The organism is Pseudonocardia sp. KRD291 (assembly GCF_019263595.1).
In the GTDB taxonomy this organism is placed as follows: domain Bacteria; phylum Actinomycetota; class Actinomycetes; order Mycobacteriales; family Pseudonocardiaceae; genus Pseudonocardia.
Genome location: NZ_JADQDD010000064.1, coordinates 1 through 24,109 on the forward strand (window position 1 = coordinate 1; position 24,109 = coordinate 24,109).

The window sequence follows — 24,109 nt, forward strand, 5'->3', positions numbered from 1 at the left end:
CCCGGCGGCGGCCTCGGAACCGGCGGGAAGTACGGCACCGGATCCTGGACCGGCGAACCCGCGCCGCGCGGCGGGACCGGGCCAGGAGGAAACGGGCCGGGAGGAAACGGATCGGGCAGTGGTCCGGGCGGGAACGGCCGCTACGGCGGTGCCACCGAGAACGTCCCGGGCCGCGGGCTCACCGAACCGTCCACCGGCCGTACCGGCACCGGCACCGGCACCGGTCCGAACGGCGTCACACCGATGGGCGGAGCGGGTGCCGGTGGGCGGGGCTCGGATCAGGACCACCGCAACCGCTACCTGCTGCCCAGCAGCGAGGCGTTCGACCTCGACCTGCACCACACCCCTCCGGTGCTCGGCGCCCCGGGCGACGCGGACCGGGAGCGCGACCGGTGAGCACCGCCGCGGACTGGTCCCGGGCCACCGTGCTCACCCTCGTCGAGGCCGACGTCGCGTTCGACGTCCTGGGCATTGACACGCCACCGCCCGCGCTGGACCCGCCGCACCACGGCCGGACGCTGCCGGAGCGCTCCCGGATCGTCTCCGGCGCCGTCGCCCACCTGCGCGCCCGCGGCCTCGACCCCGGCGGCGACTCCGACCTCGCCCGGGACCTGCGCCTGCTGGCCCGGCCCGCGCTCTCGCTGGACCTGCTGCACCGCTACCGGGCCCTGCTCGGCGCGGTGGTCGCCGTCGACGGCGGCGACGCCGTGCTCGCCGTCCGGCACGAGGACGAGATTGCGCTGCTCCGGATCCCGCCGGAGCGGGCGGCCGACACGCTCGTCGATCTGCTCGGACCGCTGACCCCGGCGGCCGGCGCGACGGTCCGGGTACCGGCCCGGGTGCTCTCCGAGGCGGTCCGGGACGCGGGGGACGACGCCGACCGGCTCGTCGTCGAGCTGATGCGACGCGGGATGACCGGGGCCGCGGCGCGGGCGCTGGTCGCCACGAACCACGAGGTGGACGCGCTGGCCCAGATCGGGTCGAACGTGCGGACGCCCACCGGGCAGCGCCGCGGCCCGTATGTGCTGACCGTCCAGCACAACGCCGCCGGGCACCACCGCCAGAGGCTGGTCCCCCCGGGACCGCGGCGGTCCGGGTCCCCCGGTGAGCACGACGTCGTCGAGGCAGGGCCGATCGGCCGGACCCGGCTGCTGCAGGAGGTCGACGAGCTCGTGGCCGCCACCCTGGACGGCGCGGGCCCGGGCTACCGCCGCGGTGCCGGGCGCGGCTCGACCCGGCCGGCGGAGACCGGTGGGATCGGGTCCTGGACCGGGGCCAGCACCCGCTGATGTTCCGGGTCGGCGACCGGGCGGTCGTCGGCGTCGTGGAACTCGAGGTGCCCGTCCGGGGCGAGGTCGGTGTACCAGCCGAGCGCGTCGAGCTGGTCGTCGTCGAGATCGGCGACGAGCTCGCGCCGGGCCGCACCGACCTGGTACTCCGGCCAGCTCAGGTGCCCGTAGGCGTCGTGCAGGTCGGCCAGCAGCCCGGTGAACACCTGCTGCCAGCGCAGCGGCATCGACTGGGCCAGCGACCGGGGGACGACCAGGTAGTCCTCGCCCGCGGCACCCGGGGCCGGACGGTCGAGGTAGTCGCGCAGCGGGGTCGTGGAGGCGCGTCCGGTCGGATCGGGCATGCCGACATGATGGCCCAGCCGCCTCGGGCGGCCTCATCGGCACCGCCGCCTCGGGCGGCCTCATCGGCACCAGCCGTCCCGGGGGAGGGAGATCGACTCCGGCCTAGGCCGGGCTCGCCGTCGTCCCGGGGCGGGTGGCCAGGGGGACGAGCTCGTCGTACTCCCAGGGCACGGGCTGCACCCGGACCGGGTTGTCCTTGTTCGGGGCCTCCACCATCTGTCCGTTGCCCATGTAGAGCGTCACGTGGTGGATGGTCGACGGGTCGGACGGGTCGGTGGCGTAGAACAGCAGGTCACCGGCCTGCGCCTCCCGGACCGGCACGTGCGCGCCGGCGTTGTACTGGTCCTGCGAGACCCGGGGCAGGGTGAGGCCGGCGGCCTGGAACGCGCGCAGCATCAGCCCGGAGCAGTCGTAGGAGTCCGGCCCGGTCGCGCCCCAGACGTAGGGCTTGCCGACCTCCTTCAGCGCGAAGGAGATCGCCGTGCCGGCCGCGCCCGGGGGCAGCGCGCCGGTCGGTGCGGCGCCGCAGCCGGTCGGGTTCGCGACGTCGCCGACCTGCTCGACCAGGCTCGCGGCCAGGCTCTCCCACTTGGCGTAGGCGTCCGGGAAGGCCGAGCGCTGCACGATCTGCGCGGCGTTGGTGACCGGCATCCGTTCCCAGCCCGGGACCTCCATCAGACGGTCGAGGAAGATCTTCGTGCTGTACGCCGGGTCGGTGACCTGCGCCGGGGTGCCCCACCCCTGCGACGGCCGCTGCTGGAACAGTCCCAGCGAGTCGCGGTCCCCGTAGTCGATGTTGCGCAGGGTGGACTCCTGCATCGCGGTGGCCAGCGCGACCAGCCACGCCCGCGGCGGGGCCCCCATCCCCTTCGCGACACCGATGATCGCCTGCGCGTTGGCCCGCTGGTCCGGGCTCAGCGTCTCGATCGTGGTACCACCGCCCCCACCCTCGCCGACGGTGCCGATACCGGTGTCGCACGTCGTCGACCCGCGGGACTGGTTGCCCAGGTTCGGGCTGAAGGCCAGAAATCCGACGGTCAGGAACAGCACCAGCGCCACGCCGATCGCCACGATCGGCAGCAGCAGGCGCAGCGGCCGCAGGCCGCGGGTGAGTGGGGTGCTCATGCCCGGTCGTAGCGGGAGACCCGCCAGCCGGCGTCCGTGTCGACCACCAGGACGGAGAGCTTCAGTGCGTTGGTCGGCACCTCGACCTGCACGCTGCGCGGCGAGACCCGGGTCGGCTTCGGGGCGCCGGTGACGGCCGTGGCCGGGACGTTCGTCGGGTCGACGGCGGCCAGCACACCCAGGTACTCCTCGGTGGTGAAGGGGCGCATACCGGCCGTCCACCGCGCGTTCGTCGTGCCGGGCGGGTGGTTCACCCAGGCCGCGGTCCAGTTCCGGGCCGCGGCGAGTGCCTCCGGCGGGGCCGCGGACAGCGGCAGCGCCCGCGGGGTCAGCGGCGCGACCGGGGGCAGCGCGGTCGGCGTCGGGGTGGTGCTCGGCGCTGCGGAGGAACCGGAGGAGGGCTCCGCCGACACCGACGGCGGAGCGTCGCCGGCGAGCAGGCCCCCGCTCTGGGCCGACCCGCCGAGCTTGCCCCCGAGGTACACCGCGCCCGACGCGAGCAGGACCAGCACGACGAGCGAGACCACGAGGTTGACCGGGGACCGCAGCGGCCACTGCCAGATCGAGCGGTAGGCGCCTGCCCGGCCACGCGAGGACCTAATCGGCACGACGGCTCCAGGTCGAGCCGTCGGCGGTGCGCGCGGACCGCGGACGGTAGATCTTGTAGACCGGCACCCCGTCGACGAGCTCGGGGGCGACCGGCACCGGCTGCCCGGCCCGGCGCGGCGTCGTATCCGAGCGGCGGTAGATCGAGCGGTCGTCGACCTCGCCGGGGTCGGTGCGGCCCGGGAAGCCACCGGCACGCGCGGTCGGGCCGGCTCCGGCGGCGGGCAGTGCGCCGCGCCGCGGTTCGGCGATCACGCCACCTGCCGGCCTGCCCGCCTCCGGTGTCGACGCGGGCCGGCGACGCCAGGAGCGGGCACCGGGCCCGGCCGGGCCGGCGACGGTCTCGGCCTCCGGGCGGACCGCGTCCCGGTGCACGTCGCCCCCGGGCCCGCCGGAGCGCTCGGACCACCAGCGCGTCTGCCGGTCCGCGACGTCGCCGCCCGCGCCCCGCATCCGCTGCCACATCCGCGAGGTGGGCCCGTCCCCGGCACCGGGCACGATCCCGCCGAACTGCTCCCGGGTCAGCGACACCATCGACACCAGCCGCCGGAACGGGCGCGCCACGGCCCACAGCACGACCGTCACGACGCCGGTGACCAGCAGCGCCAGCCACAGGTCGATGTTCGCGCCGGGCCGGAACAGCGACACCACCAGGAGCGCGTGCAGCCCGGCCAGCGCGCCGACGACGAGCGTGTTCACGACCGCCGCGCCGCCGATCCGCAACAGCGCGGGGATCACCTCGGGTTTGAGCAGCGCGACCACCGCGATCGCCGGCGCAGTGATCACCATCAGCCGGATGATCAGCATCGCCACCAGCACCAGCACCTTGGACAGCAGCTGGAACAACGCGATGCAGACGGCCTCGATGGCGGCCAGCACGCCGGCCCCGATCCGGCTGCCGGACGCACCGGTGAAGTAGGTGTAGCGGTCACCCATCCGGTCCGCGAGCGCGGCGTAGTCGGCCTTCTTCTTCTCGGCCAGCTGGCTGTTGTCCTGGCGCTGGTCGACCTCGTCGATCGTGAACGCCTGCGCGCGCAGCAGGTCCCGCCCCATGTCCTGGGCCTGCGGGACGTCCGGGGACCCGAACGTGCCGCGCTGCCAGTTGCGGTAGACCACCTGGTCGACGAGCACGGTGGGCAACGTGTCCCGGGTGCCCAGACCGATCTGGCCGAGGAACCCCTCCTGCATCTGCGTGACACCGTCGAGCAGCAGGCCGTCCGCGGCCTTCGACCACTCCACCGGGGCCAGATAGGCGGCCGAGGCTATGAGCAGCGCGAACGCCCCCACCCCGGCCCGTTGCGCCTGGCGCGCGAGGTCGCCGCGCATGGCCAGCACCAGCAGGATGACCGCGAACGCGACCAGGGCGATGCCCACCCACGTGGTGAACACGGTGTCGTACATGGCCCGGGTGGCCGTCGAGATCACGTCGTCCAGCGGTGCGAAGACCTCGCCGCCGTCGGCGATCAGGTAGTGCGCCCAGTTCACCCCGCCGACGGTGAGCTTGGCCAGGTTGAACGTCTGGTTGCCCAGCCAGGTGTCGGTGGTGACCGAGGGGTTCAGCACGCCGGAGGCCGCGCAGCCGAGGTCGTAGTTGTGCCACACCAGTCCGGCGTAGCCGACCTCCTCGTAGACGCTGCCGGCCTCGCCGTGCAGCGCGCTCGGGCGGTCCAGCGACCCGACCAGCCCGGTACCCGGGCGGTCCGGCTCCGGGGCCTGCTTGCAGTCCAGCGGCTGGGCCATCGCCGGGGACCCGATCAGGATGCTGCCCCCGACCAGCGCGACGACGACCAACAGCGAGTACCCGCGCCGGCGGCGGTGGGGGTCCCCGACGTCGCCGCGGCGTGCACGACGGGCCTTGCGCAGACCGGCCCACACCGCGGCCGCGACGATCAGCAGCACCGGCCAGAGCCCGGCACCACCGGTCGGGTCGGCGGCCCCGATCACCGCCCGTCCTCGCCGGAGGGCGCCTGCGGATCGTCCGGCTCCGGCTCCGGCTCCGGCTCCGGCTCCGGCTCCGGCTCCGGCTCCGGCTCCGGCTCCGGCTCCGGCTCCGGGCCCGGTTCCGGGCCCGGTTCCTGAGCCTGGACCGGGTCGGCGAGGTCCTCGTGCCAACCCTCGTCGAGCTCGTCGAGCAGGTCGAGCTGCTCGTCGTCGAGAAGCTCGGCCTCGGCCGGGACCACCGACACCCCGCGGGCGCGCATCTGGTCGGAGCCGGCGAACACGTGGTCGCCCTCGCCGGGGCCGATCCGCAGCGACACCTCATCACCGTCGACGTCGGTCCAGCCCGCCTCCGGCCAGCCGGGCCCGACCGCCTGCGACACCGGCGGCGCCGACGGCAGCGGCGCGGGCTCGTCCGGCGCCTGGATCTCGGCGACGACCGGCGCGCCGGACGAGGAGATCCGGCTGGCGTCCGGGTTCGTGTCCAGGGCCTCGCGCACGTGCTCGACGTGCGGTGCCTCCAGGTCGATCCGGATCTTCTCCACGCCGCCGTGGCCGTCGGCGAAGATGAACTGGCGCGGTGTGTCGTCCGGGCGGTCGTCGTGGCGCGGGCGCGGCGAGAGCGTGCCGAGCATCTGCTCGTACCCGACGTCGGTCGGTACCCGCAGCAGCCGCAACGCCTCGGCCTGTGCCTCCTCGTCGTCGGTACGCCCGACGAACACGGCGTTGACCAGGGACGCGAAGCCCGACACCCGCAGCAGGTCGCCGGCCAGCTGGGACGCGAACAGCGCCCGGACGTTGAACTTGCGGGAGTCGCGGGCCAGCCGGTCGATCAGGACCTTGCCGGTGGGCACCTGGGACAGGAAGTGCGTCTCGTCCAGAGCGACGCCCTTGCGCAGGTTCCGGTCGGCGTCGTAGATCGTGCGCTGGGTCAGCCAGGACGCCAGGTTCAACAGTTCGACGCCGAGCGCCTCGTTGTCGGTCCACTCCTCGCGCGGGCTGCCCGGGCGCGGCAGGGACAGGCCCTGCATGGTCAGCACCGTGAGCCGGTAGTCGCGGTCGGCCTGCCACGGGTCGTCACGGGTCTCGTCCGGGAACAGCAGCGCGGCCTGCGGGAGCTCGCGGCGCTCGTCGAGGAAGTCGGCGACGACGCCGGCGTGGTCCTCGCCCTCGCGGGCGTGCCGGCGCAGCGTGTCGATCACCATGCCGGGGTGGCGGTCCGGCTGCCCGCCGACCTCGCGGACCGCGCGCAGCAGCACGATCCGGGTGTTGGGCTGCCGCGCGATCTCGTAGGGAAGCAGGCCGGAGAGCACGTCGAGCACCAGGCGTCGACGGGTGGCCGCGGCCAGAGACCGCTCCCGGCGCCAGGCCCGTTCCGGGTCCTCCTCGTCGGAGAAGTGGTCCGGACGCGGCTCGGCCACCACCCGGTACGGGTTGAGGATGCCGGGGTCGGCGCGCAGGAGGTTGATGTGGCGGGAGAACGGCGCCAGCTCCGGCAGCCGGGCCAGCTCGGACAGCGGCCCGGACGGGTCGAGCACCGTCCACCGTGCACCGGCGCGCAGCGTCTTGTAGACGATCAGCCCGGTCAGGAACGACTTGCCCGACCCCAGACCGCCGACGATCGCGGTCAGGCCGGACGCGCGGCGGACCTCCTGGGCCAGCCACGGGTCCCAGGCGACCGGGCGGCGGGTGGCCGTGCAGGTCTCGCCGAGCATGATGCCGCGGCGGTCGCCGACACTGGCCGTCGCCGCCGGCACCCCGGCCGCGGCCCAGGTGACGCTGCCGCGACGCCGGTAGGCGGTCGACGCGAGCGGCTCGCCCGGGATGAACTCGCGGGCGTAGCGGTACTGCGCCTCCGGGTGCTCGATCTGCACCTTCGGCCGGTACAGGTCGACGACCTGCTGGGCCCGCTGGGTGGCCTCGGCCTCGTCCCGGCCGCTGACCGCGATCCGCCACCAGCCGTAGAGACGCGTGTTGAGCTGGGTCAGCCCGCTGGTGAGCTCGTCCTCGACCTCGAGCACCCGGTCGGCCTGGCGCGCCAGCGACATCGGCGGGTCCAGGTCGTGGTCGTGGGTGTAGTGCCGGATCTGGCTGCGGACCTTGCCCATCTGGCGCTGCAGCTCGCCGGTCACGTCCTCCGGGCGGCGCACGTAGATCCGGGCCGACCACTCCACCGGGAACGGCAGCCGGTCCGAGTGCTGCATCCACGGGTCGTCGATCTCCGGGATGCGCAGGCCGTCCATCAGCCCGACCGAGAGCACCGCGACGTTGCGCGAGACGGCCTGGCTGCGCATCCGCCCGACCACCTGCACGGTCGGGGCGTAGGGCTCCTGGTGCAGGTCCACGCCCTCGGTGAACGCGGCCAGGTCCTCGCTCTCCCACCGGCTGACGCCGCGCGGCACCGACGACAGCCCGCGCGGGGCGGGCAGGCCGAGCGCGACCGAGCGGTGCATCAGCCAGGCCATGTCCTCGGAGCTGGCCGGTACCGCGTCCATGCCGGAGTTGGAGACCAGCACGTCCAGGTGGTTGATCTCGGACTCGACCGCGGCGAGCTCCGCCCGGACGGCCGAGGGCGCGATCCGGTCCAGCACCGGCGCCGCCTTCTCCACCCAGCGGTCGAGCATCCCGCGCCCGGAGACCTCGATGCCGAGGAAGACCTCCTTGTCCGACATCGACAGGCCCATCAGGTGGCGCTGCTCGCCCTCCAGGAACCCGTCCCAGCCCAGGGCGCCAGGCACGTCGGGCATCCGGCCGAGCGCGTTCTGGTCGAACGACTCCGCCCACATGTGCACCGGGTACGGCCGGGTCGTGACGCGCAGGTGCAGCCACCGTCCCTGCAGCTCGCCCATCTGCGCGGCGACCTGGCGGATCAGCATCTCGCGCTGCGAGTCGCTGCGGAAGCTCCATGCCTGCGCGGCGAGGCGGTACCAGGCCATGACCTGGCTCCCGGTACGGGTGACGTGCCCGTCGATGGACCGCAGCGCGATCGTCGGGGAGTAGGAGGACCCGCCCTCACCGGCCAGCGCCCGACCGCGACGACGGCCTTCAGCGACGGCCACGGGAACCCGCCTTCTGCCAGGAGTCCGGCCCGGCGGACGCCGCGGGTCGCGAGCCGATCCGCACCGGGGAGGCCTTCGGCGCGGTCGTGCCGGGCGGGGAGTCCGACCACGCGGCCTGGACCTGTCCCGGGCCCGTCGACGGCCCGACCTGCGGCGACGCCGACGTGCGCGACCCCGCGAGCTGGCCGCTGCGTCCGCGGCCACCGGCCGCACGCACCCGGACGTGGGCCGCGCGCACGGAGCCGCCGGCCGCCCGGCTCCGGGCGCGGGGTCCGGTCACCTCGGCCCAGAACTGGCCGACGACCTGCCCGAGCGGGCGCTCGTAGTCGATCTTCTTGCCGAGGAAGCGGGTGATCGCGACGGTGCCCACCAGCGCCCAGGCCACCGACAGGAAGTCCAGCCCGATACCGAGCCGGCGCTGCAGGAACATCAGGAACAACATCACCAGCAGGCCGACGCCGTAACTCACGTAGCGGGCACGCCAGGGGAACGTGGCCCGCGGTGGGCCCAGCCAGACCGCGTCGACGCGGTACACCTCGTCATCCGTGCGAACGAGCACGGCTCACCCGGTGAGGAGGTTGGCCATCGCCTGTCCGACGGCCGGGCCGCTACCGCTCACCGCGATGCCGAGCGCGATCAGCCCGACGATCAGGCCGACGCTGCGTCGCGCCACTCCGGCGTTGTCGCCCTTGCCACCGATCCAGAGCAGGATCACGGCGATCGCGAGAAGGATCAGCGGAACGATGTTGTTGGTGATCCAGCCCTGCAGGTTGCCGGTGCTGAGCTGTCCCTGAGCGAGCCACGACGTCGCGGCCTCGTACGAGGTCTTCACGGCTCCTCCTCCGAGCGGACCCCAGGTCCGCAGGCTCCCGCTTGCTGTTGCCGCTCGTGCCGGGTCCGAGTAGACCATGGCGACCAGTCGGATAGTAGTGGAGTGACCCGCCCGCCAGATGGGCGGACCACGCTACGCGACCGGGTGGACACGATCGGCGGAGCAGCTCCGACGCGGCCTGCGTCACACGTGACCCGCGCCCCACCTGCACCACTCGACTTTCCCGCCGAGGTCCGAACTGTCAGAGTCGGCCACTACTGTTCGGTAACAAGCACGACCCGGCCGTGAGCAGGTTCGGGCGCTCCGCGTCGGGGCGCACTACCCTTCTGGCCGATTGCCTCCGCGTACCCACCACGACGCGGAGAGAAGGTTCAAGGAGGCACGCATGGTGTGGCGACTGGTGATCGGTCTGGCTCTGACCGTGATCGCCCTGGCGATCTCGGGGCGGCGCGCCTTCTGGGTCTACTCGTTGATCAAATCCGGACAACCGGCGAACGACCGCACCGACGGCCTGGGCCAGCGCATCCGCACCCAGTTCGTGGAGGTCCTCGGGCAGAAGAAGCTGCTCCAGTGGTCGATCCCCGGCATGGCGCACCTGTTCACCATGTGGGCGTTCATCATCCTGCTCACGGTCTACATCGAGGCCTACGGCGCGCTGTTCGTGTCCGACTTCGCGATCCCGCTGATCGGCACCTGGCCGCCGCTCGGCTTCCTGCAGGACGCCATCGCCGTGCTGTGCCTGCTCTCGCTCGGCGTGTTCGCGATCATCCGCGTGCGCAACGCCCCGGAGCGCAAGCAGCGCGACTCGCGGTTCTACGGGTCGCACACCGGTGGCGCGTGGCTGATCCTCTTCCTGATCTTCAACGTGCTGTGGACGTTGTTCTTCTTCCGCGCCGCGTCGTCCGCGCTGGGGGTCTTCCCGTACAAGTCCGGCGCGTTCGTCTCGATCGGCCTGGGCAACCTGTTCACCGGCATGGAGCCGGAGACCCTCGAGGTCGTCGAGAGCATCGGGCTGCTGCTGCACATCGGCGTGATGCTCGGCTTCCTGGTGGTCGTGCTCTACAGCAAGCACCTGCACATCTTCACGGCGCCGATCAACGTCTCGGCCAAGCGCTTCCCGAAGGCGCTCGGCCCGCTGCCGGCGATGGAGTCGAACGGCGTCAAGATCGACTTCGAGGACCCGGGCGAGGACGACACGTTCGGCCGCGGCAAGATCGAGGACTTCACCTGGAAGGGCATGCTCGACTTCGCGACCTGCACCGAGTGCGGTCGCTGCCAGAGCCAGTGCCCGGCCTGGAACACCGGTAAGCCGCTCTCCCCGAAGCTGCTGATCATGGACCTGCGCGACCACATGAACGCGAAGGCCCCGTACATGATCGGCGGCAAGGACATGCCGGAGGAAGGCTCGATCGACTTCTCAGCCGGGCTCACCGCGCACCCGGGCCACGGCGTCCCGGAGTCGGGCTTCGAGCGCGTGCGCGGCTCGGGCGCCGACCAGGCGCTGCGCCCGCTCGTCGGGACGGCCGAGCAGGGCGGCGTCATCGACCCGGACGTCCTGTGGTCCTGCACCAGCTGCGGCGCCTGCGTCGAGCAGTGCCCGGTCGACATCGAGCACGTCGACCACATCGTCGACATGCGCCGCCATCAGGTGCTGATCGAGTCCGAGTTCCCGTCCGAGCTCGGCGTGCTGTTCAAGAACCTGGAGAACAAGGGCAACCCCTGGGGCCAGAACGCCAAGGACCGCCTGGAGTGGACCAAGGCGCTGGACTTCGAGGTCCCGGTCTTCGACGGGGAGCTCTCCGACGACACCGAGTACCTGTTCTGGATCGGCTGCGCCGGCGCGTTCGAGGACGGTCAGAAGAAGACGGTCCGGGCCACCGCGGAGCTGCTGCACCGGGCCGGCGTCAACTTCACGGTGCTCGGCCCGGAGGAGACCTGCACCGGTGACCCGGCGCGGCGTTCCGGCAACGAGTTCGTGTTCCAGATGCTGGCCCAGCAGAACGTCGAGGTCCTCAACGGCGTGTTCGAGGGTCGGCCGGCGGGCACCCGCAAGATCGTCACCACCTGCCCGCACTGCCTCAACACGCTGGGCAAGGAGTACCCGCAGCTCGACGGCCACTACGAGGTCGTGCACCACACGCAGCTGCTGAACAAGCTCGTCCGCGAGGGCAAGCTCGTCCCGGTCTCCGCACCGGCGGAGGAGAAGGGCGCACCGGTCACCTACCACGACCCGTGCTACCTGGGCCGGCACAACGAGATCTACGAGGAGCCCCGCGAGCTCGTCGGGGCCGTGGGCTCGACGCTCACCGAGATGCCGCGCCACGCCGAGCGCTCGATGTGCTGCGGCGCGGGTGGTGCCCGGATGTGGATGGAGGAGCGGATCGGTCAGCGGGTCAACGTGAACCGCACGACCGAGGCCATCGACACCCTCGACAAGGTTGCCGCCGCCGGTGGGGACGGGGCTTCCGCCCAGGGCACGATCGCGGTGGGCTGCCCGTTCTGCCGGACGATGATCTCCGACGGCCTGACCGAGCGTCAGGGCGAGGGGTCCGGCGAGAACGTCCAGGTCCAGGACGTCTCACAGATGCTGCTCGCGGCCGTCAAGCGCGGTGATCCGAGCACCAACGGCCACGGTTCGACCAACGGTGTGACCCCGTCGAAGGACGAGCCCGCCGAGAAGGCCCCGCAGGACGCCGACTCCACCGAGGGGGCCGACCGCTCGGCCCACAACGGTCCCCCGAACGACGAGGTCCCCGAGGACCGGCCCTCCGGAAACGGTGACTCGGCCGACGGCGCCGGAAGCTCCGGCAACGGCCGGTCCGAGGCCGACGACTCGACCGGGAAGAAGTCCGACACCACAGGCTGATCCCCCGGCAGGCACGCACGACGAGGGCCGGTCCACCGACGAGGTGGGCCGGCCCTCGTCGTCGACACACCCGGTGCGACGCCGCCCGGCCCGGGCGTCGACGCGGGAGGTCAGCAGGGTTGGAAGGCGGCGACCTGGTAGGTCGGGGAGGGCGCATCGGTGCGGGTCAGGACGACCCTGCCCAGCGGCGGGGCGGAGGTGCCCCAGACCGTCGCGCAGCCGTTCACGGTGACCGAGCCACCGGGCTCGACGGTCGGGTCGGCACCGCGGTCCGGCTCGGTCACGCGACCGGACCCGGCGGAGCGCCCGTGCAGCACCGCGACGGCCTGCTCGCAGGTCGGGGCGGCGGTGGCCTGCGTCAGTTGGGCCAGCGCGGCGTCGGTGACCAGGCGGCAGACCCGGCGCGCGTTGTTGCCCGCCACCCCGGAGTCGAGGGAGACCAACGCCAGCTGCGGCCGGTCCACGCCGAGCACCATCCGCATCTCGTTACCGGCCTGGGCGTCGACCTGCGCCTGCTGCTCGGTGATCTCGGCGGAGCGGAACTGGTACCCGATGCCGGAGACCACGAGCACCGCCACCCCGACGGCGAGCACCTTCCAGCGGGGGAGCAACAGGAGACCGGCGAGCACGACCCCGGCGCCGATCGCGAGGCCCCACGACCACGGGTTGTTGCTCGTCGCCCAGACCAGGGCCCCGACCAGCACCAGGCCGGCCGCGTGCGGCGCCCAGCCGAACAGCAACCGGTCCAGTCGCAGCAGGTAGAGCAGCACCAGGGTGCCGAAGCCGATCCCGACCGGGATGTACCAGCGCGACGGGTCGTCCAGGAACGGCAGCAACAGCAGCGCGGCCGCGACCAGGCCGAGCCCGACCGCGAGCTTCAGGTTGCGGGGCCGCAGCCTGCGTCGCCAGTCCGGCCCCGAGTCATCCGGCGGGCCCGCATCCGGGGTGCCTCCGCTCGACGAGCCCCCACCCGACGGGCCGACACTCGACGGGCCACCGACCGGGCCGGCGGAACCCGGGTCCCCGTCCGGGCCGGCCCCGGAGGCGCGGCGACGCCCGGTCGCCCACGGGTCCGCCACCGGACGTCGTTCCGGGGGTACCGCGGGCAGGTTCGGGGTCGGCTCGGGCGTGGGATCCATCGCCGGCCAGCGTAGCGCCGCGACCGGCCCGCCCGGGCCGTCACGAGAAGGCGTCCGCGCGCCGATCGGGCAGCGACGCTCAGGAGCGGCGGGTGTCGACCCGGTGGAAGTTCCGGAACGCCCGGGACGGGGTCGGGCCGCGCTGACCCTGGTACCGGGAGCCGACGCCGTCGCTGCCGTAGGGCTTCTCGGCCGGGCTGGAGAGCCGGAACAGGCACAGCTGGCCGATCTTCATCCCCGGCCAGAGCGTGATCGGCAGGTTGGCCACGTTCGAGAGCTCGAGCGTGATGTGCCCGGTGAAGCCCGGGTCGATGAACCCGGCGGTGGAGTGCGTGAGCAGGCCGAGGCGACCGAGGCTGGACTTGCCCTCCAGGCGGCCGGCCAGGTCGTCCGGCAGCCCGACCGACTCGAACGTCGACCCGAGCACGAACTCGCCCGGGTGCAGCACGAACGGGTCGTCACCCTGCGGCTCGACGGCCGTGGTCAGCTCGTCCTGCTGCTCGGCCGGGTCGATGTGGGTGTACCGGGAGTTCATGAACACGCGGAAGAAGCGGTCGAGCCGGATGTCGATGCTCGAGGGCTGGATCATCTCCGGATCCCAGGGGTCGAGCACCAGCCGCCCGGAGTCGATCTCCTTGCGCAGGTCGCCGTCGGACAGCAGCACCGGGTCGTACACCTCTTCCCGGACCGGAGGAGCTGGTCCAGCTCAGCCTAACGGCGACCCGGGCTCAGGCGTCGGTCGACTCCTCGGAGTCGACCGAGGAGGCCGTGACGTCGTCGGCTACGTCGGCGGCGGCCTCGTCCTCGGCCAGGTGCGGCGACCGGCAGAGGCCGAACATCCACGCCACGGCCTGCTCGGCGCGGGCCGCCTCCAGCCCGTCCGACGGGGCCGGGCGCCGACCGTGGTCGCCGTCCAGGATCTGGGCGACGGTCGGGGACACCGAGGAGCCGCCGATGCTGCGGATCGAGTCGCCGGGCTGGGGCACGTTCGGGCCGTCCACCAGCACCGCGACGGTGCCGAAGCCGGGTGCGTCGGTCACCAGGTCCGGGTCGTCGGAGACCAGCACGGTCGCGGCGGCGAGCAGGACCAGCAGGTCCGACAGCGCGGGCGCGGGTGTGACGACGACCCGCGGGTGACGGCCCAGCGAGAGCGCCGGCTCGTCCCGGGCCAGCTCGCCGGTGATCACGACCTCGATGTCGGGGTGCCGCTCGAGCAGCGTGGCGACGCCGGCCAGCGCGCTGTGCGACGACGGGCGGTCGAGCGCCACCAGCACCAGGCGCCGCATGTCGTCGCGCACCCGGCCCAGAGAGTCCGCACAGCGCACATCGTCCGGGCGGGGCAGGGAGTTGACGGTGTCGCCGACGGTGAGCACGTTCGGGCCCAGCGGGCTGCCCAGCGCGGCGCCGCTGGTCGTCAGGAACAGCGAGGCGAGCTGGCCGATCACCCGGCGGTGCGCCTCCTGCGGGAACGGGCAGAGCAGGTCGTCGGTGCCCATCCCGGCCTGCATGTGCACGACCGGGATCCGGCGCCAGAACGCGACGGTGGCCGCGATCTCGGCGGCCAGGCCGCCCCCGTGCACCAGCACCGCGGACGGGTCCTGGTCGACCATCAACCGGTCCAGGCGGGTCATCAGTGCGGCGGCGACGTCCGCGACGCCGGGTCCGGTGTCCAGCGGCAGCAGGACGGTGATGTCGGTCGGCACCCCGAACGCGTCGAAGGCCTCGTGCGCGCCCATCGGGTCCGCGCCGGTCGCGACGGTGATGGCGCGGATCCGGTCGGTGGCCGCGATCGCCGCGGCGACCGGGGCGAGCCGGGCGACCTCGGGACGACTCCCCGCCACGAGCAGCACGTCGTGCTCATGATCCAGGTCACCCGCCAACGGGTCGAACATCGACATCGGAATCCTTCCGGCCGGGGAGCTGACCGCCGATGAGGAGTCTGGATGCCCGAGCTCCCGCGCGTCGAGCACTTCTCGCCAGGTGGTCGCCATCATCCGACGTCCGGGCCCGGGTCCTTCGTCCGTCCGGAGCAGGGTGCTAGAGTCGAAGCACGCTCTGCGGATGTAGTTCAATGGTAGAACATCAGCTTCCCAAGCTGAATACGCGAGTTCGATTCTCGTCATCCGCTCGCTCACGAAGGCCCAGTTCACACGGTGTCCACACCGGAGCTGGGCCTTCGTCGTCGTAGGCGGCCACGCCGCCCACGGGGATCTTGCGTGCACATCCCGTGGCGCGCCGATCCCGATCAGCGGCCGATGACCTGCGGATTCCGTCACACTCGTGTGGACATCCACAACTCTGACTACGGGCGACCGCTCGTCCGACCGCTCACCCGCTCGGCTTGATCTTGAGCTGCGGGGGTCGCGCCCGACCCGGCGCCACTCGTCGTGCCGGGCGGCATCCGCCCGGCACGACGTCGAATCAGTACAGGCGCTCCGCGTAGGAGGGTCCGTAGTACTCCTCGAGCTCGGCCAGGGGCGTCTCCGGGCGGGTCAGCGCCTTGGCGATCTTCGCGACCGACGGCAGGGTGTCCGGCGGCCACTGCTCGTGCTGCCACAGCCCGGAGCGCAGGAACGCCTTCGGGCAGTGGAAGAAGACCTCGTCGACGGCGACCTCGCAGGCCAGGATCGGGCGGCGACCCTTGATCGCCATCTCGTCGAAGTAGGGGGCGTCGGCGAGCAGGCGGGCACGACCGTTGATCCGCAGGGTGTCGGTGCGGCCCGGGGTCAGGAACAGCAGGCCCACGTGCGGGTTGGACAGCACGTTGCGCCACCCGTCGACGCGGCGGTTGCCGGGCCGCTCCGGGATCGAGACCGTCCGGTCGTCGATGACGTGCAGGAAGCCGCGCGGGTCGCCCTTGGGGGAGACGTCGCAGGCGCCGTCGGCGTCGCTCGTCGCGAGCAGGCAGAACGGCGACGTCGCGAGCCACTCGCGGTGGATCGGGCCCAACCGCTGCCGGACCTTGTTCGCCGCCGCCGGTACCGGGGACCCGACCAGGTCCTCGAGCTGCTCCAGGCTGCGGATCTCGGTGTCGGTGCGCACGCCCCGACGCTAGGACCCACGGCGGCCGGTGGCGAGGAGATTGCCACGACACCCGTCGACGGGCCGCACGGCCGCCGGGTCAGCGGGGGACGGTGGTGCCCTGCGGGCCGCCGGACCGCGACAGCTTCTTGGCCAGGCAGTCGTCGGGAGCGAAGCCCTGCGCGTCGCACCAGGAGTTGGCCTCGACGGCGGTGGAGAACGGCTGCGTGACGACGACCACCCAGTAGTCGTCGCCCTTGAACGCCGGCCAGTCGCCCGACCACAGCAGCGCAGCTCCCGGGTACCGGGCGGCGAGACCCTCGTAGTGGTCCAGGATGCGGTCGGCGTCGTAGGTGACGCCACCGTCGACCGTGCCGGGACGCTTGGACGACAGCTGCGGCACCCACCATCCGGTCAAGCCCTGCACCACGGGCCGGTCGAGAGCGGCCAGGTCGGTGAGCCGGTCGGTGGCCGGGACGACCGTCGGGACGGACGCGGCCGGGGACGCGGCCCCCGCCGGCGCGGTGGTCAGGAACGGCGACGCCGACGCGGACGCCTGCGCGACGGGCTCACCGAAGAGCACGACGGGCCGCAGGACCACAACCGCCACCACGACGAGCACGGCCACCAGGACGACCGCACCGACGGACGCGAGGACCCAGAGGGTGGACGAGCGGGCGGGGCCGGAGTGCGGTCCCGGGGACCACGCCGGGCCCCCGGTCGGGGTCGGGGACCACGCTCGGCCTCCGGCCGGGGCCGGGGGCCAGGTCGGGCCGTCAGCCTGCACCTGCAGGGACGAGGTGTGGACCGGCTGCGGCCGGGCGTCGTGCCAGGTCGGCCCGGCGGGGTGGACCGGCCCGGCGGGATGGATCGGAGGCTGTGACGCGCGGTGCCGCGCCTGTCCCGCGACCAGGGCCGGTGGACGCGACGGGGCCTGGCGCGGTCGCGGCACGACGGACGTGGCGGCATACAGGTCTGCACCACATCCGGGGCAGTGATGCGCCCGGGGAGGCAGTTCCGCGCCGCACCGGCACCGCTCGACCATCACGACCACTCCCGACCAGCCGAGGCCGGGTTGCTCCCGGCCGTTCTCCCTGGTCATCGGGCGCGACAGGATGTCGTTATCGGTCGGAGCCGGGTGGACGCCCGAGTTCATCTGTTTCTAGGATGGGCCATCACGACGTAGGAGCGCGTCCGAATGCCGTATCGCCCGACACCGACCGGGCGGTGAACCGGCAGCGTGATCACCGTTCCGGGACCGGATGGCGTCCCTGACACACCGTACGGTCCCACGACGCCGATCATGCCCACGACCGTTCCGTTCACGATCGGGAACAGATCGGCGCCGGACGGAACCGATGCACCGCCTGCGCGGTCCAACCCGCATGTCCGTCAACACGATCCTCGCCCGCCAGGCCGGGGTGATCTCGCGCGAGCAGGCACTCGACGCGGGTATGACCCCCGGTGCCATCGCCCACCGGATCCGGACCGGTGCCTGGCGGCCTCTGCACCCGCGGGTGTACCTCGCGGCCGGGCACCTGCTCGGCGACGAGGCGAAGGTCCGGTCCGCGCTGCTGTGGGCCGGGCCCGACGCCGTCCTGTCCGGGGTGGCGGCCGCCTGGTGGTGGGGGTTGGTGGAGCGCCCGCCGTCGACGGTCGGGGTCACCGTGCCGCGTCACCGGCGCCCGCGGGCGCACCCCGGGGTGTCGGTACGCAGGCGGACGCTCGCCGCCGACGACAGCGCCGTTCGCCGAGGGCTGGCGGTCACGGCCCTGCCGCTCACGGGTCCTCGAGGCGGCGGTCGAGCTCGGAGCACCGGGGAGCCTGCTGCTCGACCGCGCGTTGCAGCGCCGGGTCCGGTTCCCCGCGGTCTACGCCGCGCACTGCCGCACGCTCGGCCGGCGCGGCTCCGCCGACGCCGGTCGGATGCTGGTCGCCGCGGCCGACCGTTCCGCCTCGGTGGCCGAACGCCTGCTCGTCGGCATGCTGCGCGGTGCCGGGATCGCGGGGTGGGAGTGCGCCTTCCCGGCCGACGGTTATCTGGTCGACGTCGCTTTTCCCGCCGCGGGCGTCGCCATCGAGGTGGACGGCTGGGCGTGGCACATGGACGCCGGGCGCGCCGCTGCGGACAAGCGCCGCCAGAACGTGCTGGTCCGCCGCGGCTGGACGGTCCTGCGCTACACCTGGCACGACCTGCGGGGACGGCCGCGGGTGGTGCTCGCGGAGATCGGGCACGCCGTGCGGCCCGATGCGGGCACCCGAGCCGGCTGATCACCGTTGCGGGACGCGGAGACGTCTGTGGCACCGAGTCCGGTCCCGGGCCGGCGATCATGCTCCCCGGGTGGTCACCGACCCGTCCGCCGAGAGGCGTCGGTAGAGCTGCAGGTGCGACAGGGCGGCGGCGTCCCAGGTGTGACGGGCGGCGAGGGCCCGGCCGGCGACGCGGCGGGTGGGGTCCGGGCCGTCGTGCAGCACCGCGGACAGCGCGGCGGCGAGCTCGGGCACCGTCCCGGCGAACGTGGCCGCGCCGTCGAACGTCCGGCGCAGCACCGGCAGGTCCGAGGCCACCAGGGGCACGCCTGCCGCCAGGGCCTCCATCGCGGCCAGGCCGAAGCCCTCCTTCACCGACGGGAACGCGAACACCTCCGCGGCGGCGACCAGTGCCGGCAGCTCCGGGTCCGGCACCGGGCCGAGGACGACCGGCTCGACCCCGAGCTCGCCGGCACGGGCCTGCCAGGCGGCGCGGTAGTCCCGGTAGTCGAACACGGTCTCGCCGCCGCCGATCACGAGCCGCACCCCAGGGTGCGAGCCCTGCAGCAGGGCGAATGCCTCGAGCAGCTCCACCGATCCCTTGCGCGGCTCGATCCCACCGACGGCCAGCACGTAGCGGCCGAGGCGGGCGGTCCATGCCGCGCGCGCCGGGGCGGCGTCCGGACCGGCCGCGGCGGCGAACCGGGCAGCGTCCACCCCGTTCGGGATGACGGTCGCGGTGATGCCCCAGCCCTCGCGCAGCTCCGCGGCGACCGGTTCGGACACGCAGACATGCGCGACCGGGTCCCGGATCGCCCGCTCGTGGCAGGCGATGAGCTGCGCGGTGGAGAACTCGTCGATGTGGTGCACCGTGCGGATCGGGCGCCCGGCCGCGTTGGCGCTGATGCAGTCCTGGGCGTGCACGACGTCGAACCCGTCGCGCTCCGGCACCAGTGCCGCCGCGAGGGTGCTGATCGAACGCAGGATCCGCGGGCCGAGCTCCTCCCCGTCGATCTCCGGCAGCGGGACGACGCGCACCCGCAGGTCCGGGTCGACGTCCCGGAAGAAGGCGCTGTCGCCGCCGCGGCCGAGCGAGAACACCGTGACGTCCTGGCCCCGCCGCGCGAGGGCCTCGGCCAGCGCCAGCGTGTGCACCACCCCTCCGCGCGGCTTCGTCGAGTAGGTCAGCAGCGCGATCCGCAGGGCCTCGTCCGCTCCCACCGCCACCTCCGGGTCCCGGATCGTCGACCGACCCGCCCAGTGCACCGCGTGCCCGTGTCCCGCAGATGACGACCGGACCACCCGGTTGTTACGTCGGCGGGCTCCGCTGGGAGGAGGCTGCGCTCAGCCCAGGAGCGGGAACGAGCCGGCAGCGGCACCGAACGCCGCGCGGGCGGTGTCGTCGAGGGGCTCGCGACCGGACGCGGCGAGCAACAGCGCCGTCGCGTCCCGCCCGCTCGTCGCCTCGCGGGTGGGCGGGGGCAGCAGCGCGGCCACCGAGTCCCGGCAGACCTCCAGCGCGGAACCGGCCGGGGCGGGGCGCCCCGGCAGCTCGACCGTGACGTCCAGGTGGTGCACCGCGACCTCGAGCACCCACGTCGCGACGAAGTCCCCGACGTCGAGCACGTGGCCCTGGAACTGCAGCGCGTAGGGCTCATCGAGCTGCCGGGTGATCCGCCGCAGCGCCGCGACCGTGGGCGCCATGTGCTCGAGCAGCGCGGTCGGACGGGCGTAGGCGCTGCTCAGGGCGCGGGCGAACCGGACGTGCTCGAACTCCGGGTGCTCCGAGCCGGGCAGCGGCGCGCGCCAGTACGACGCGTGATCGGTGTCCGGCGCGGCGTCGGTGCGCATCGGGAAGCCGCACAGCATCTCCTGCAGCCCGAGGTGCAGGTGCGCGAGGACGTCGGCGACGACCCAGCCGCGGCACCGGCTGCGGGCGTGCAGGTCGTCGTCGTCGAACGTGGCCAGGAGGGCCTGCAGCCTGGCGAGCTGGTCGTCGAACGCCGTGCAGGCCCGGGCGAGCGGGTACCCCATCAGGACACCTGCGCCGCTGCCAGCAGGTCCGCCCCGCGGCGCGAGGCCGGCTGCTCCCCGGCGGCCGCCATCTCCCCGGCGACTCCGGCCATTACGGCGTTCACCGGGGTCGCGACGCCGTGCGCCGAGCCGAGGGCGACGATCTCGCCGTTGAGGTACTCGGCCTCGATCGAACCGGTGCCCCGGCGCAGGCTCTGCCAGGACGAGCCGCCGCCCCGCTCCCGCCCGCCGACCGGCCGTTGGGTGATCAGCCCGTCGCGGCGGACCCGGTCGTCGTCGCCGGTCCGGGCCGTGATCCCGGCGGCGGCGAGTACCCGCTCGCCCTCGTCGGTGACGGCGGCGAGCAGATCGGCGACGGCGGGGTCGTCCCGACCGCACGCAGCCTCGACGGCGTTGCCCAGGTTCGTCAGCAGCTTGCCGTACTTGCCGTCCATGACGGCCGGGTCGGGCTTCGAGGAGAACCCGGCGGCGGTCAGGTCCGCGGCGATCGCGCCGCTGACGTCGTCGGTTCCGGTGGGGTAGGTGCCGACGTCGAGCACGCCCGGGACCGGGGCCGACGACGCGATCACCACCCCGGGCTCGTAGTGCTCGGCCGGGAGGATCACCAGCACCGCCTGCACCCGGGCGAACCGGGCGGCGGCCATCCGCTCGTTGGCCACGCCGTTCTGCGCGCACGCGACGACGACGTCCGGGACGTGCGCCGCGAGGGCGTCCAGGATCGGCTCGGTGTCCTGGGTCTTGGTCGCCAGCAGCGCGACGTCGCCGGGACGCCAGTCGAGTTCGTCGACCGACGCGACGGCCGGGATCGCGAGCGTGCGCGAACCGTCGGGGTCGTCGAGGCGCAGCCCGCGCCGGCGGATCACGTCCAGGTGCCGACCCCGCGCGACGAGGACGACGTCGCGCCCTGCCTCGGCCAGGCGGGCCCCGATCGTGCCACCCACCGCGCCCGCACCGATCACCACGTACCGCATGCCGGCCACCCTGGCACGGGACACCGACAGCGGCCCCGAGACGTTGTCGTCAGGCTGACGAGCTCTCGTCGTGGCGCCGGATGACCGTCTTCGGGGCCCGGCCGCGCCAGGCGTCCTCGATCAGCTCGGCCAGCTGGTCGGGGCCGATCCGCGTCAGGTCGATGAGAATCGATCCGTACCCGTCGTAGTGCGGCGTGGTGTAGAACGCCGGGTTACCGGAGGCCAGCAGCGCCTCCTTCTCCTCCAACGGGCAGGTGAGCATCAGCCCGCCCTCCGCCTCGGTGCGCAGCCGGGCGAACCCCTTGCCCCGCACCTTCAGCGCCGGGGTGCGGTAGGACGTCGACTCCTCGACCTCCGGCAGCGCGCACCCGATCCGTACGACGTCGTCCCAGCTCGGCATGGACCCATCCTGGCCGGGTCGCGGACCGGCGTCGTGGACGAAACGGAGCTGCGTCAGTCGGACAGGTGCTCGGCCAGGAACTCGTCGACGGCCGCCCTGCCCGCCTCGACGTGCTCGGGCTCCTTCCACCTCTCGACCAGCCTCGCGCCCGGCGCGAGCTCGGCGAGCCGGCGCGACACCGGCTCCGGGTGGAACCGGTCGCCGCCCATCAGCACCAGCCACGGTGTCGTGATCCGGGCCAGCGCCTCGTCCGGGACGCTGAACAGCATCCCGCCGCCGTCGTACATGTTCGCGCGGAACTCGGTCCAGTCCGCCTCGGGGACGTCCGCGTGGTTCTCGCGCTGCGTCTGCGCCCACTGGTCGAACATCTCGTGGAAGCGTTCCTGGTTCTCGTGCCGGCCGATCGGCTGCAGCGTGACCGCGGCCCGGACCCGCTGCGGCGCGGTGGCCAGCAGGCTCGCAGTGAAGGAGCCGCCGATGCACATCCCGAGCACCGCGAACTCGCCGACGTCGAGGTGGTCGAGCAGCGCGAGCTGGTCGGTGGTGTAGGTGGGCCAGCCGTCCGTGCCGTGGATGTCGGCGACGGACCCGCCTGCGTTGCGCTGGTCCATCGCGATGACGCGGTAGCGGTCGGAGAGGTGCTCGATCGGGTTCCAGGGTGCTTGCTCCCAGAAGTCGATCGCGGAGCGCATCCCGCCCGGCGCGATCAACAGGACCGGGGAGCCGGACCCCTGCTCCTCGTAGCGGATCGTGACACCGGGGCGTTCGAACGTCGGCACCCGGGCGACGCTACCGCGCTCAGGTCACCCGGGCCGGGGTGCGCCGTTCGCTTCTGCGACGCGCCAGGATCGACACGCCGTACACCGCCAGCAGCAGCCCGAGGATCATCGGCACGTACCAGCCGTCGCGGATCGTGTCGCCGAGCAGCGCGATGCCGACGATGCCCGGCACCACCACCTCGGTGACCATGAACAGCGCGGTCACGGTGGACACGTCGCCCAGGCGCAGCGCGCGGGCGTAGTTGTAGAGCCCGGTGGCCCACATGCCGATCAGCACGTAGACCAGTGGCTCGGTGAGCAGCCCGACCAGGACGTTCTCGCCGGCCACGTGCATCGCCCGGACCGCGACCGCGCCACCGCCCAGGCCGAGACCGGCCACGATCGCCGACGGCCAGGGGCGGCTCACCCGGCGCAGTCCCACCGAGACCAGCAGCAGCACGACCAGCGCACCGACCAGGATCAGCACCGTCGACGAGTCACCGACCCGTGGCGCCACCCGGTCCTCGCCTGCGCTGCTGGCCACCAGGACCAGCCCGAGAATGCTCGCGCAGATCGCCAGCCGGTGCACCGGGCGCAGCCACTCGTTCTTGTAGTACCGGGCGTAGAGCGCCGTCATCGCGATGGACCCGGCGAGCGTGGCCTGCACGGCGAAGATCGGGAGGTATCCCAGCGCGAGGACCGTGCAGGTCCAGGCCAGGGCGTCCATGCCGAGGCCGGCGAGGAAGCGCGGACGGGCCAGGATCGCGCTGGTGCGCCGGACCTGACCGGCCGCGTCGGCCTGCAGGAGCGCGGCGACGCTGTTGAAGACCATCGCGACCAGCGCGAAGGCCATCCCGATCAGCACCGGCAGGTCCTACCGGCGGGGAGATCGGGCGTCGTCGCGCTGTGCACGACGCCGATTCTCGCCGATCGGTTCAGACGCCGGCCGGGCGGGCGGGCTGCGCGGGCCCGGACTGCGCGGGGACCCACGCGCCCATCGGCGGGACCGGTATCTGCGGGCTGATCTCGAAGAAGCCGCTCATCAGGCCGACGCTCGGCTTCTCGCCGCGCTCGGCGGCGGTCCGCCACGGGCTCTCGGCGGTGAGCCCGCTGCGCCGGTCGAGCAGCGCCCGGCGCGGCCGCTCGGTCACGGCGAGCACGACCAGGGTCGTCGCGACCCCCACGAACAGCGGTCCCCCGACCACCAGCACGGGCCACCCGAACGCCAGATACGCGACGAGCAACGCACCTGCCGCCATCCCGATGACCACCCCTGCCAACCGCGCCACCGCGGACCCCCTTCTTCCCAGCTCAGAGCACGAGTTTTACCACGTGTAGCAGGCCGGACACGGCCTACTTCACCCCGACGTGGTCACACCGTTGCCCGATCGAGAGACAGGGCCGGGCCGGCGTGGGGGCTCCCGGTCCACGCCGGCCCGGCGGCTCGCATCATTCCGGCCGGTGGACCCGACCGAG

General features: G+C 73.4%; 22 protein-coding genes, 1 tRNA gene and 1 pseudogene. 5 read left to right on the plus strand and 19 right to left on the minus strand.

The features are described 5' to 3' along the window. Nucleotides 1–396, plus strand: a pseudogene (locus I4I78_RS11670) (hypothetical protein); the annotation flags it as partial. Then, nucleotides 393–1,289 (plus strand): ESX secretion-associated protein EspG, encoded by an 897-nt coding sequence (locus I4I78_RS11675; RefSeq protein WP_218611297.1) that lies wholly within the window; start codon nucleotides 393–395, stop codon nucleotides 1,287–1,289. The pseudogene I4I78_RS11670 and the gene I4I78_RS11675, both read left to right, overlap by 4 nt. Here I4I78_RS11675 and I4I78_RS11680 read toward each other — a convergent pair. The 7 genes from I4I78_RS11680 to I4I78_RS11710 form a co-directional block, all read right to left on the minus strand. Continuing rightward, on the minus strand, nucleotides 1,205–1,633 hold the full coding sequence (locus tag I4I78_RS11680) for a hypothetical protein (RefSeq protein ID WP_218611298.1): 429 nt from the start codon (nucleotides 1,631–1,633) through the stop codon (nucleotides 1,205–1,207). The two genes, I4I78_RS11675 and I4I78_RS11680, sit on opposite strands and share 85 nt — an antisense overlap. A gap of 103 nt (nucleotides 1,634–1,736) precedes the next feature. Beyond that, nucleotides 1,737–2,759, minus strand: coding sequence for a C40 family peptidase (locus I4I78_RS11685; RefSeq protein ID WP_218611299.1), 1,023 nt, complete (start codon nucleotides 2,757–2,759; stop codon nucleotides 1,737–1,739). Next, the gene (locus I4I78_RS11690) at nucleotides 2,756–3,367 is read right to left on the minus strand and encodes a hypothetical protein (protein WP_218611300.1); all 612 of its coding nucleotides are present in this window, start codon (nucleotides 3,365–3,367) and stop codon (nucleotides 2,756–2,758) included. Before I4I78_RS11690 ends, I4I78_RS11685 begins: the two co-directional genes overlap by 4 nt. Beyond that, entirely contained in the window at nucleotides 3,357–5,309 is a 1,953-nt protein-coding gene (locus tag I4I78_RS11695) for a hypothetical protein (RefSeq protein ID WP_308252040.1), read from the minus strand. Before I4I78_RS11695 ends, I4I78_RS11690 begins: the two co-directional genes overlap by 11 nt. Beyond that, nucleotides 5,306–8,362: an ATP-binding protein gene (locus tag I4I78_RS11700; RefSeq protein WP_218611301.1), complete on the minus strand. Its 3,057-nt coding sequence runs from the start codon at nucleotides 8,360–8,362 to the stop codon at nucleotides 5,306–5,308. Before I4I78_RS11700 ends, I4I78_RS11695 begins: the two co-directional genes overlap by 4 nt. Continuing rightward, the gene (locus I4I78_RS11705; protein ID WP_226379534.1) at nucleotides 8,349–8,897 is read right to left on the minus strand and encodes a hypothetical protein; all 549 of its coding nucleotides are present in this window, start codon (nucleotides 8,895–8,897) and stop codon (nucleotides 8,349–8,351) included. Before I4I78_RS11705 ends, I4I78_RS11700 begins: the two co-directional genes overlap by 14 nt. A gap of 27 nt (nucleotides 8,898–8,924) precedes the next feature. Continuing rightward, a complete protein-coding gene (locus tag I4I78_RS11710; protein WP_218611303.1) occupies nucleotides 8,925–9,194 on the minus strand; it encodes a hypothetical protein in 270 nt (89 codons plus the stop codon). 385 nt (nucleotides 9,195–9,579) lie between these two features. On the opposite strand from I4I78_RS11710, the gene I4I78_RS11715 reads away from it, so the two are divergent. Then, nucleotides 9,580–12,060: a 4Fe-4S dicluster domain-containing protein gene (locus I4I78_RS11715; protein ID WP_218611304.1), complete on the plus strand. Its 2,481-nt coding sequence runs from the start codon at nucleotides 9,580–9,582 to the stop codon at nucleotides 12,058–12,060. 110 nt (nucleotides 12,061–12,170) lie between these two features. Here I4I78_RS11715 and I4I78_RS11720 read toward each other — a convergent pair whose 3' ends face one another. From I4I78_RS11720 to I4I78_RS11730, 3 genes are all read right to left on the minus strand, one after another. Further along, nucleotides 12,171–13,199 (minus strand): hypothetical protein, encoded by a 1,029-nt coding sequence (locus I4I78_RS11720; RefSeq protein WP_218611305.1) that lies wholly within the window; start codon nucleotides 13,197–13,199, stop codon nucleotides 12,171–12,173. 79 nt (nucleotides 13,200–13,278) lie between these two features. Beyond that, nucleotides 13,279–13,863: a dCTP deaminase gene (dcd, locus tag I4I78_RS11725; protein WP_218611306.1), complete on the minus strand. Its 585-nt coding sequence runs from the start codon at nucleotides 13,861–13,863 to the stop codon at nucleotides 13,279–13,281. 64 nt (nucleotides 13,864–13,927) lie between these two features. After that, nucleotides 13,928–15,091, minus strand: a complete 1,164-nt coding sequence (locus tag I4I78_RS11730) for a UDP-N-acetylglucosamine 2-epimerase (RefSeq protein WP_226379535.1) — start codon at nucleotides 15,089–15,091, stop codon at nucleotides 13,928–13,930. Between the two features lie 165 nt (nucleotides 15,092–15,256). Between I4I78_RS11730 and I4I78_RS11735 the strand changes: the two genes are divergently transcribed. Further along, nucleotides 15,257–15,327 (plus strand) — tRNA-Gly (locus tag I4I78_RS11735). Nucleotides 15,328–15,620: 293 nt separating this feature from the next. On the opposite strand, the gene I4I78_RS11740 is transcribed toward I4I78_RS11735, so the two are convergent. Beyond that, on the minus strand, nucleotides 15,621–16,241 hold the full coding sequence (locus tag I4I78_RS11740; RefSeq protein WP_218611308.1) for a pyridoxamine 5'-phosphate oxidase family protein: 621 nt from the start codon (nucleotides 16,239–16,241) through the stop codon (nucleotides 15,621–15,623). A 79-nt stretch (nucleotides 16,242–16,320) separates the two neighbouring features. Continuing rightward, nucleotides 16,321–16,848 (minus strand): hypothetical protein, encoded by a 528-nt coding sequence (locus I4I78_RS11745; protein ID WP_218611309.1) that lies wholly within the window; start codon nucleotides 16,846–16,848, stop codon nucleotides 16,321–16,323. A 1,214-nt stretch (nucleotides 16,849–18,062) separates the two neighbouring features. On the opposite strand from I4I78_RS11745, the gene I4I78_RS11750 reads away from it, so the two are divergent. Then, complete coding sequence (locus I4I78_RS11750; protein ID WP_218611310.1) at nucleotides 18,063–18,491, plus strand: endonuclease domain-containing protein; 429 nt, start codon at nucleotides 18,063–18,065, stop codon at nucleotides 18,489–18,491. 57 nt (nucleotides 18,492–18,548) lie between these two features. Here I4I78_RS11750 and I4I78_RS11755 read toward each other — a convergent pair whose 3' ends face one another. The 7 genes from I4I78_RS11755 to I4I78_RS11785 form a co-directional block, all read right to left on the minus strand. Continuing rightward, the gene (locus I4I78_RS11755) at nucleotides 18,549–19,691 is read right to left on the minus strand and encodes an MSMEG_0565 family glycosyltransferase (protein ID WP_308252041.1); all 1,143 of its coding nucleotides are present in this window, start codon (nucleotides 19,689–19,691) and stop codon (nucleotides 18,549–18,551) included. Between the two features lie 123 nt (nucleotides 19,692–19,814). Further along, a complete protein-coding gene (locus tag I4I78_RS11760) occupies nucleotides 19,815–20,504 on the minus strand; it encodes a maleylpyruvate isomerase N-terminal domain-containing protein (protein WP_218611311.1) in 690 nt (229 codons plus the stop codon). Next, the gene (locus I4I78_RS11765; RefSeq protein WP_218611312.1) at nucleotides 20,504–21,475 is read right to left on the minus strand and encodes a ketopantoate reductase family protein; all 972 of its coding nucleotides are present in this window, start codon (nucleotides 21,473–21,475) and stop codon (nucleotides 20,504–20,506) included. Before I4I78_RS11765 ends, I4I78_RS11760 begins: the two co-directional genes overlap by 1 nt. A 49-nt stretch (nucleotides 21,476–21,524) precedes the next feature. After that, nucleotides 21,525–21,875: an MmcQ/YjbR family DNA-binding protein gene (locus I4I78_RS11770; RefSeq protein ID WP_218611313.1), complete on the minus strand. Its 351-nt coding sequence runs from the start codon at nucleotides 21,873–21,875 to the stop codon at nucleotides 21,525–21,527. A gap of 53 nt (nucleotides 21,876–21,928) precedes the next feature. After that, a complete protein-coding gene (locus I4I78_RS11775; RefSeq protein ID WP_218611314.1) occupies nucleotides 21,929–22,654 on the minus strand; it encodes an alpha/beta fold hydrolase in 726 nt (241 codons plus the stop codon). 19 nt (nucleotides 22,655–22,673) lie between these two features. Further along, entirely contained in the window at nucleotides 22,674–23,498 is an 825-nt protein-coding gene (locus I4I78_RS11780) for a hypothetical protein (protein WP_218611315.1), read from the minus strand. Between the two features lie 70 nt (nucleotides 23,499–23,568). Then, on the minus strand, nucleotides 23,569–23,922 hold the full coding sequence (locus I4I78_RS11785; RefSeq protein WP_218611316.1) for a hypothetical protein: 354 nt from the start codon (nucleotides 23,920–23,922) through the stop codon (nucleotides 23,569–23,571). Between the last annotated feature and the right edge of the window lie 187 nt (nucleotides 23,923–24,109).

Coding starts and splice junctions, on each gene's coding strand:
- I4I78_RS11680 (WP_218611298.1), bottom strand. CDS start 1,633: ATGCCCGATCCGACCGGACGCGCCTCCACGACCCCGCTGCGCGACTAC.
- I4I78_RS11685 (WP_218611299.1), bottom strand. CDS start 2,759: ATGAGCACCCCACTCACCCGCGGCCTGCGGCCGCTGCGCCTGCTGCTG.
- I4I78_RS11715 (WP_218611304.1), top strand. CDS start 9,580: ATGGTGTGGCGACTGGTGATCGGTCTGGCTCTGACCGTGATCGCCCTG.
- I4I78_RS11720 (WP_218611305.1), bottom strand. CDS start 13,199: ATGGATCCCACGCCCGAGCCGACCCCGAACCTGCCCGCGGTACCCCCG.
- I4I78_RS11730 (WP_226379535.1), bottom strand. CDS start 15,091: ATGTTCGACCCGTTGGCGGGTGACCTGGATCATGAGCACGACGTGCTG.
- I4I78_RS11760 (WP_218611311.1), bottom strand. CDS start 20,504: ATGGGGTACCCGCTCGCCCGGGCCTGCACGGCGTTCGACGACCAGCTC.
- I4I78_RS11765 (WP_218611312.1), bottom strand. CDS start 21,475: ATGCGGTACGTGGTGATCGGTGCGGGCGCGGTGGGTGGCACGATCGGG.
- I4I78_RS11770 (WP_218611313.1), bottom strand. CDS start 21,875: ATGCCGAGCTGGGACGACGTCGTACGGATCGGGTGCGCGCTGCCGGAG.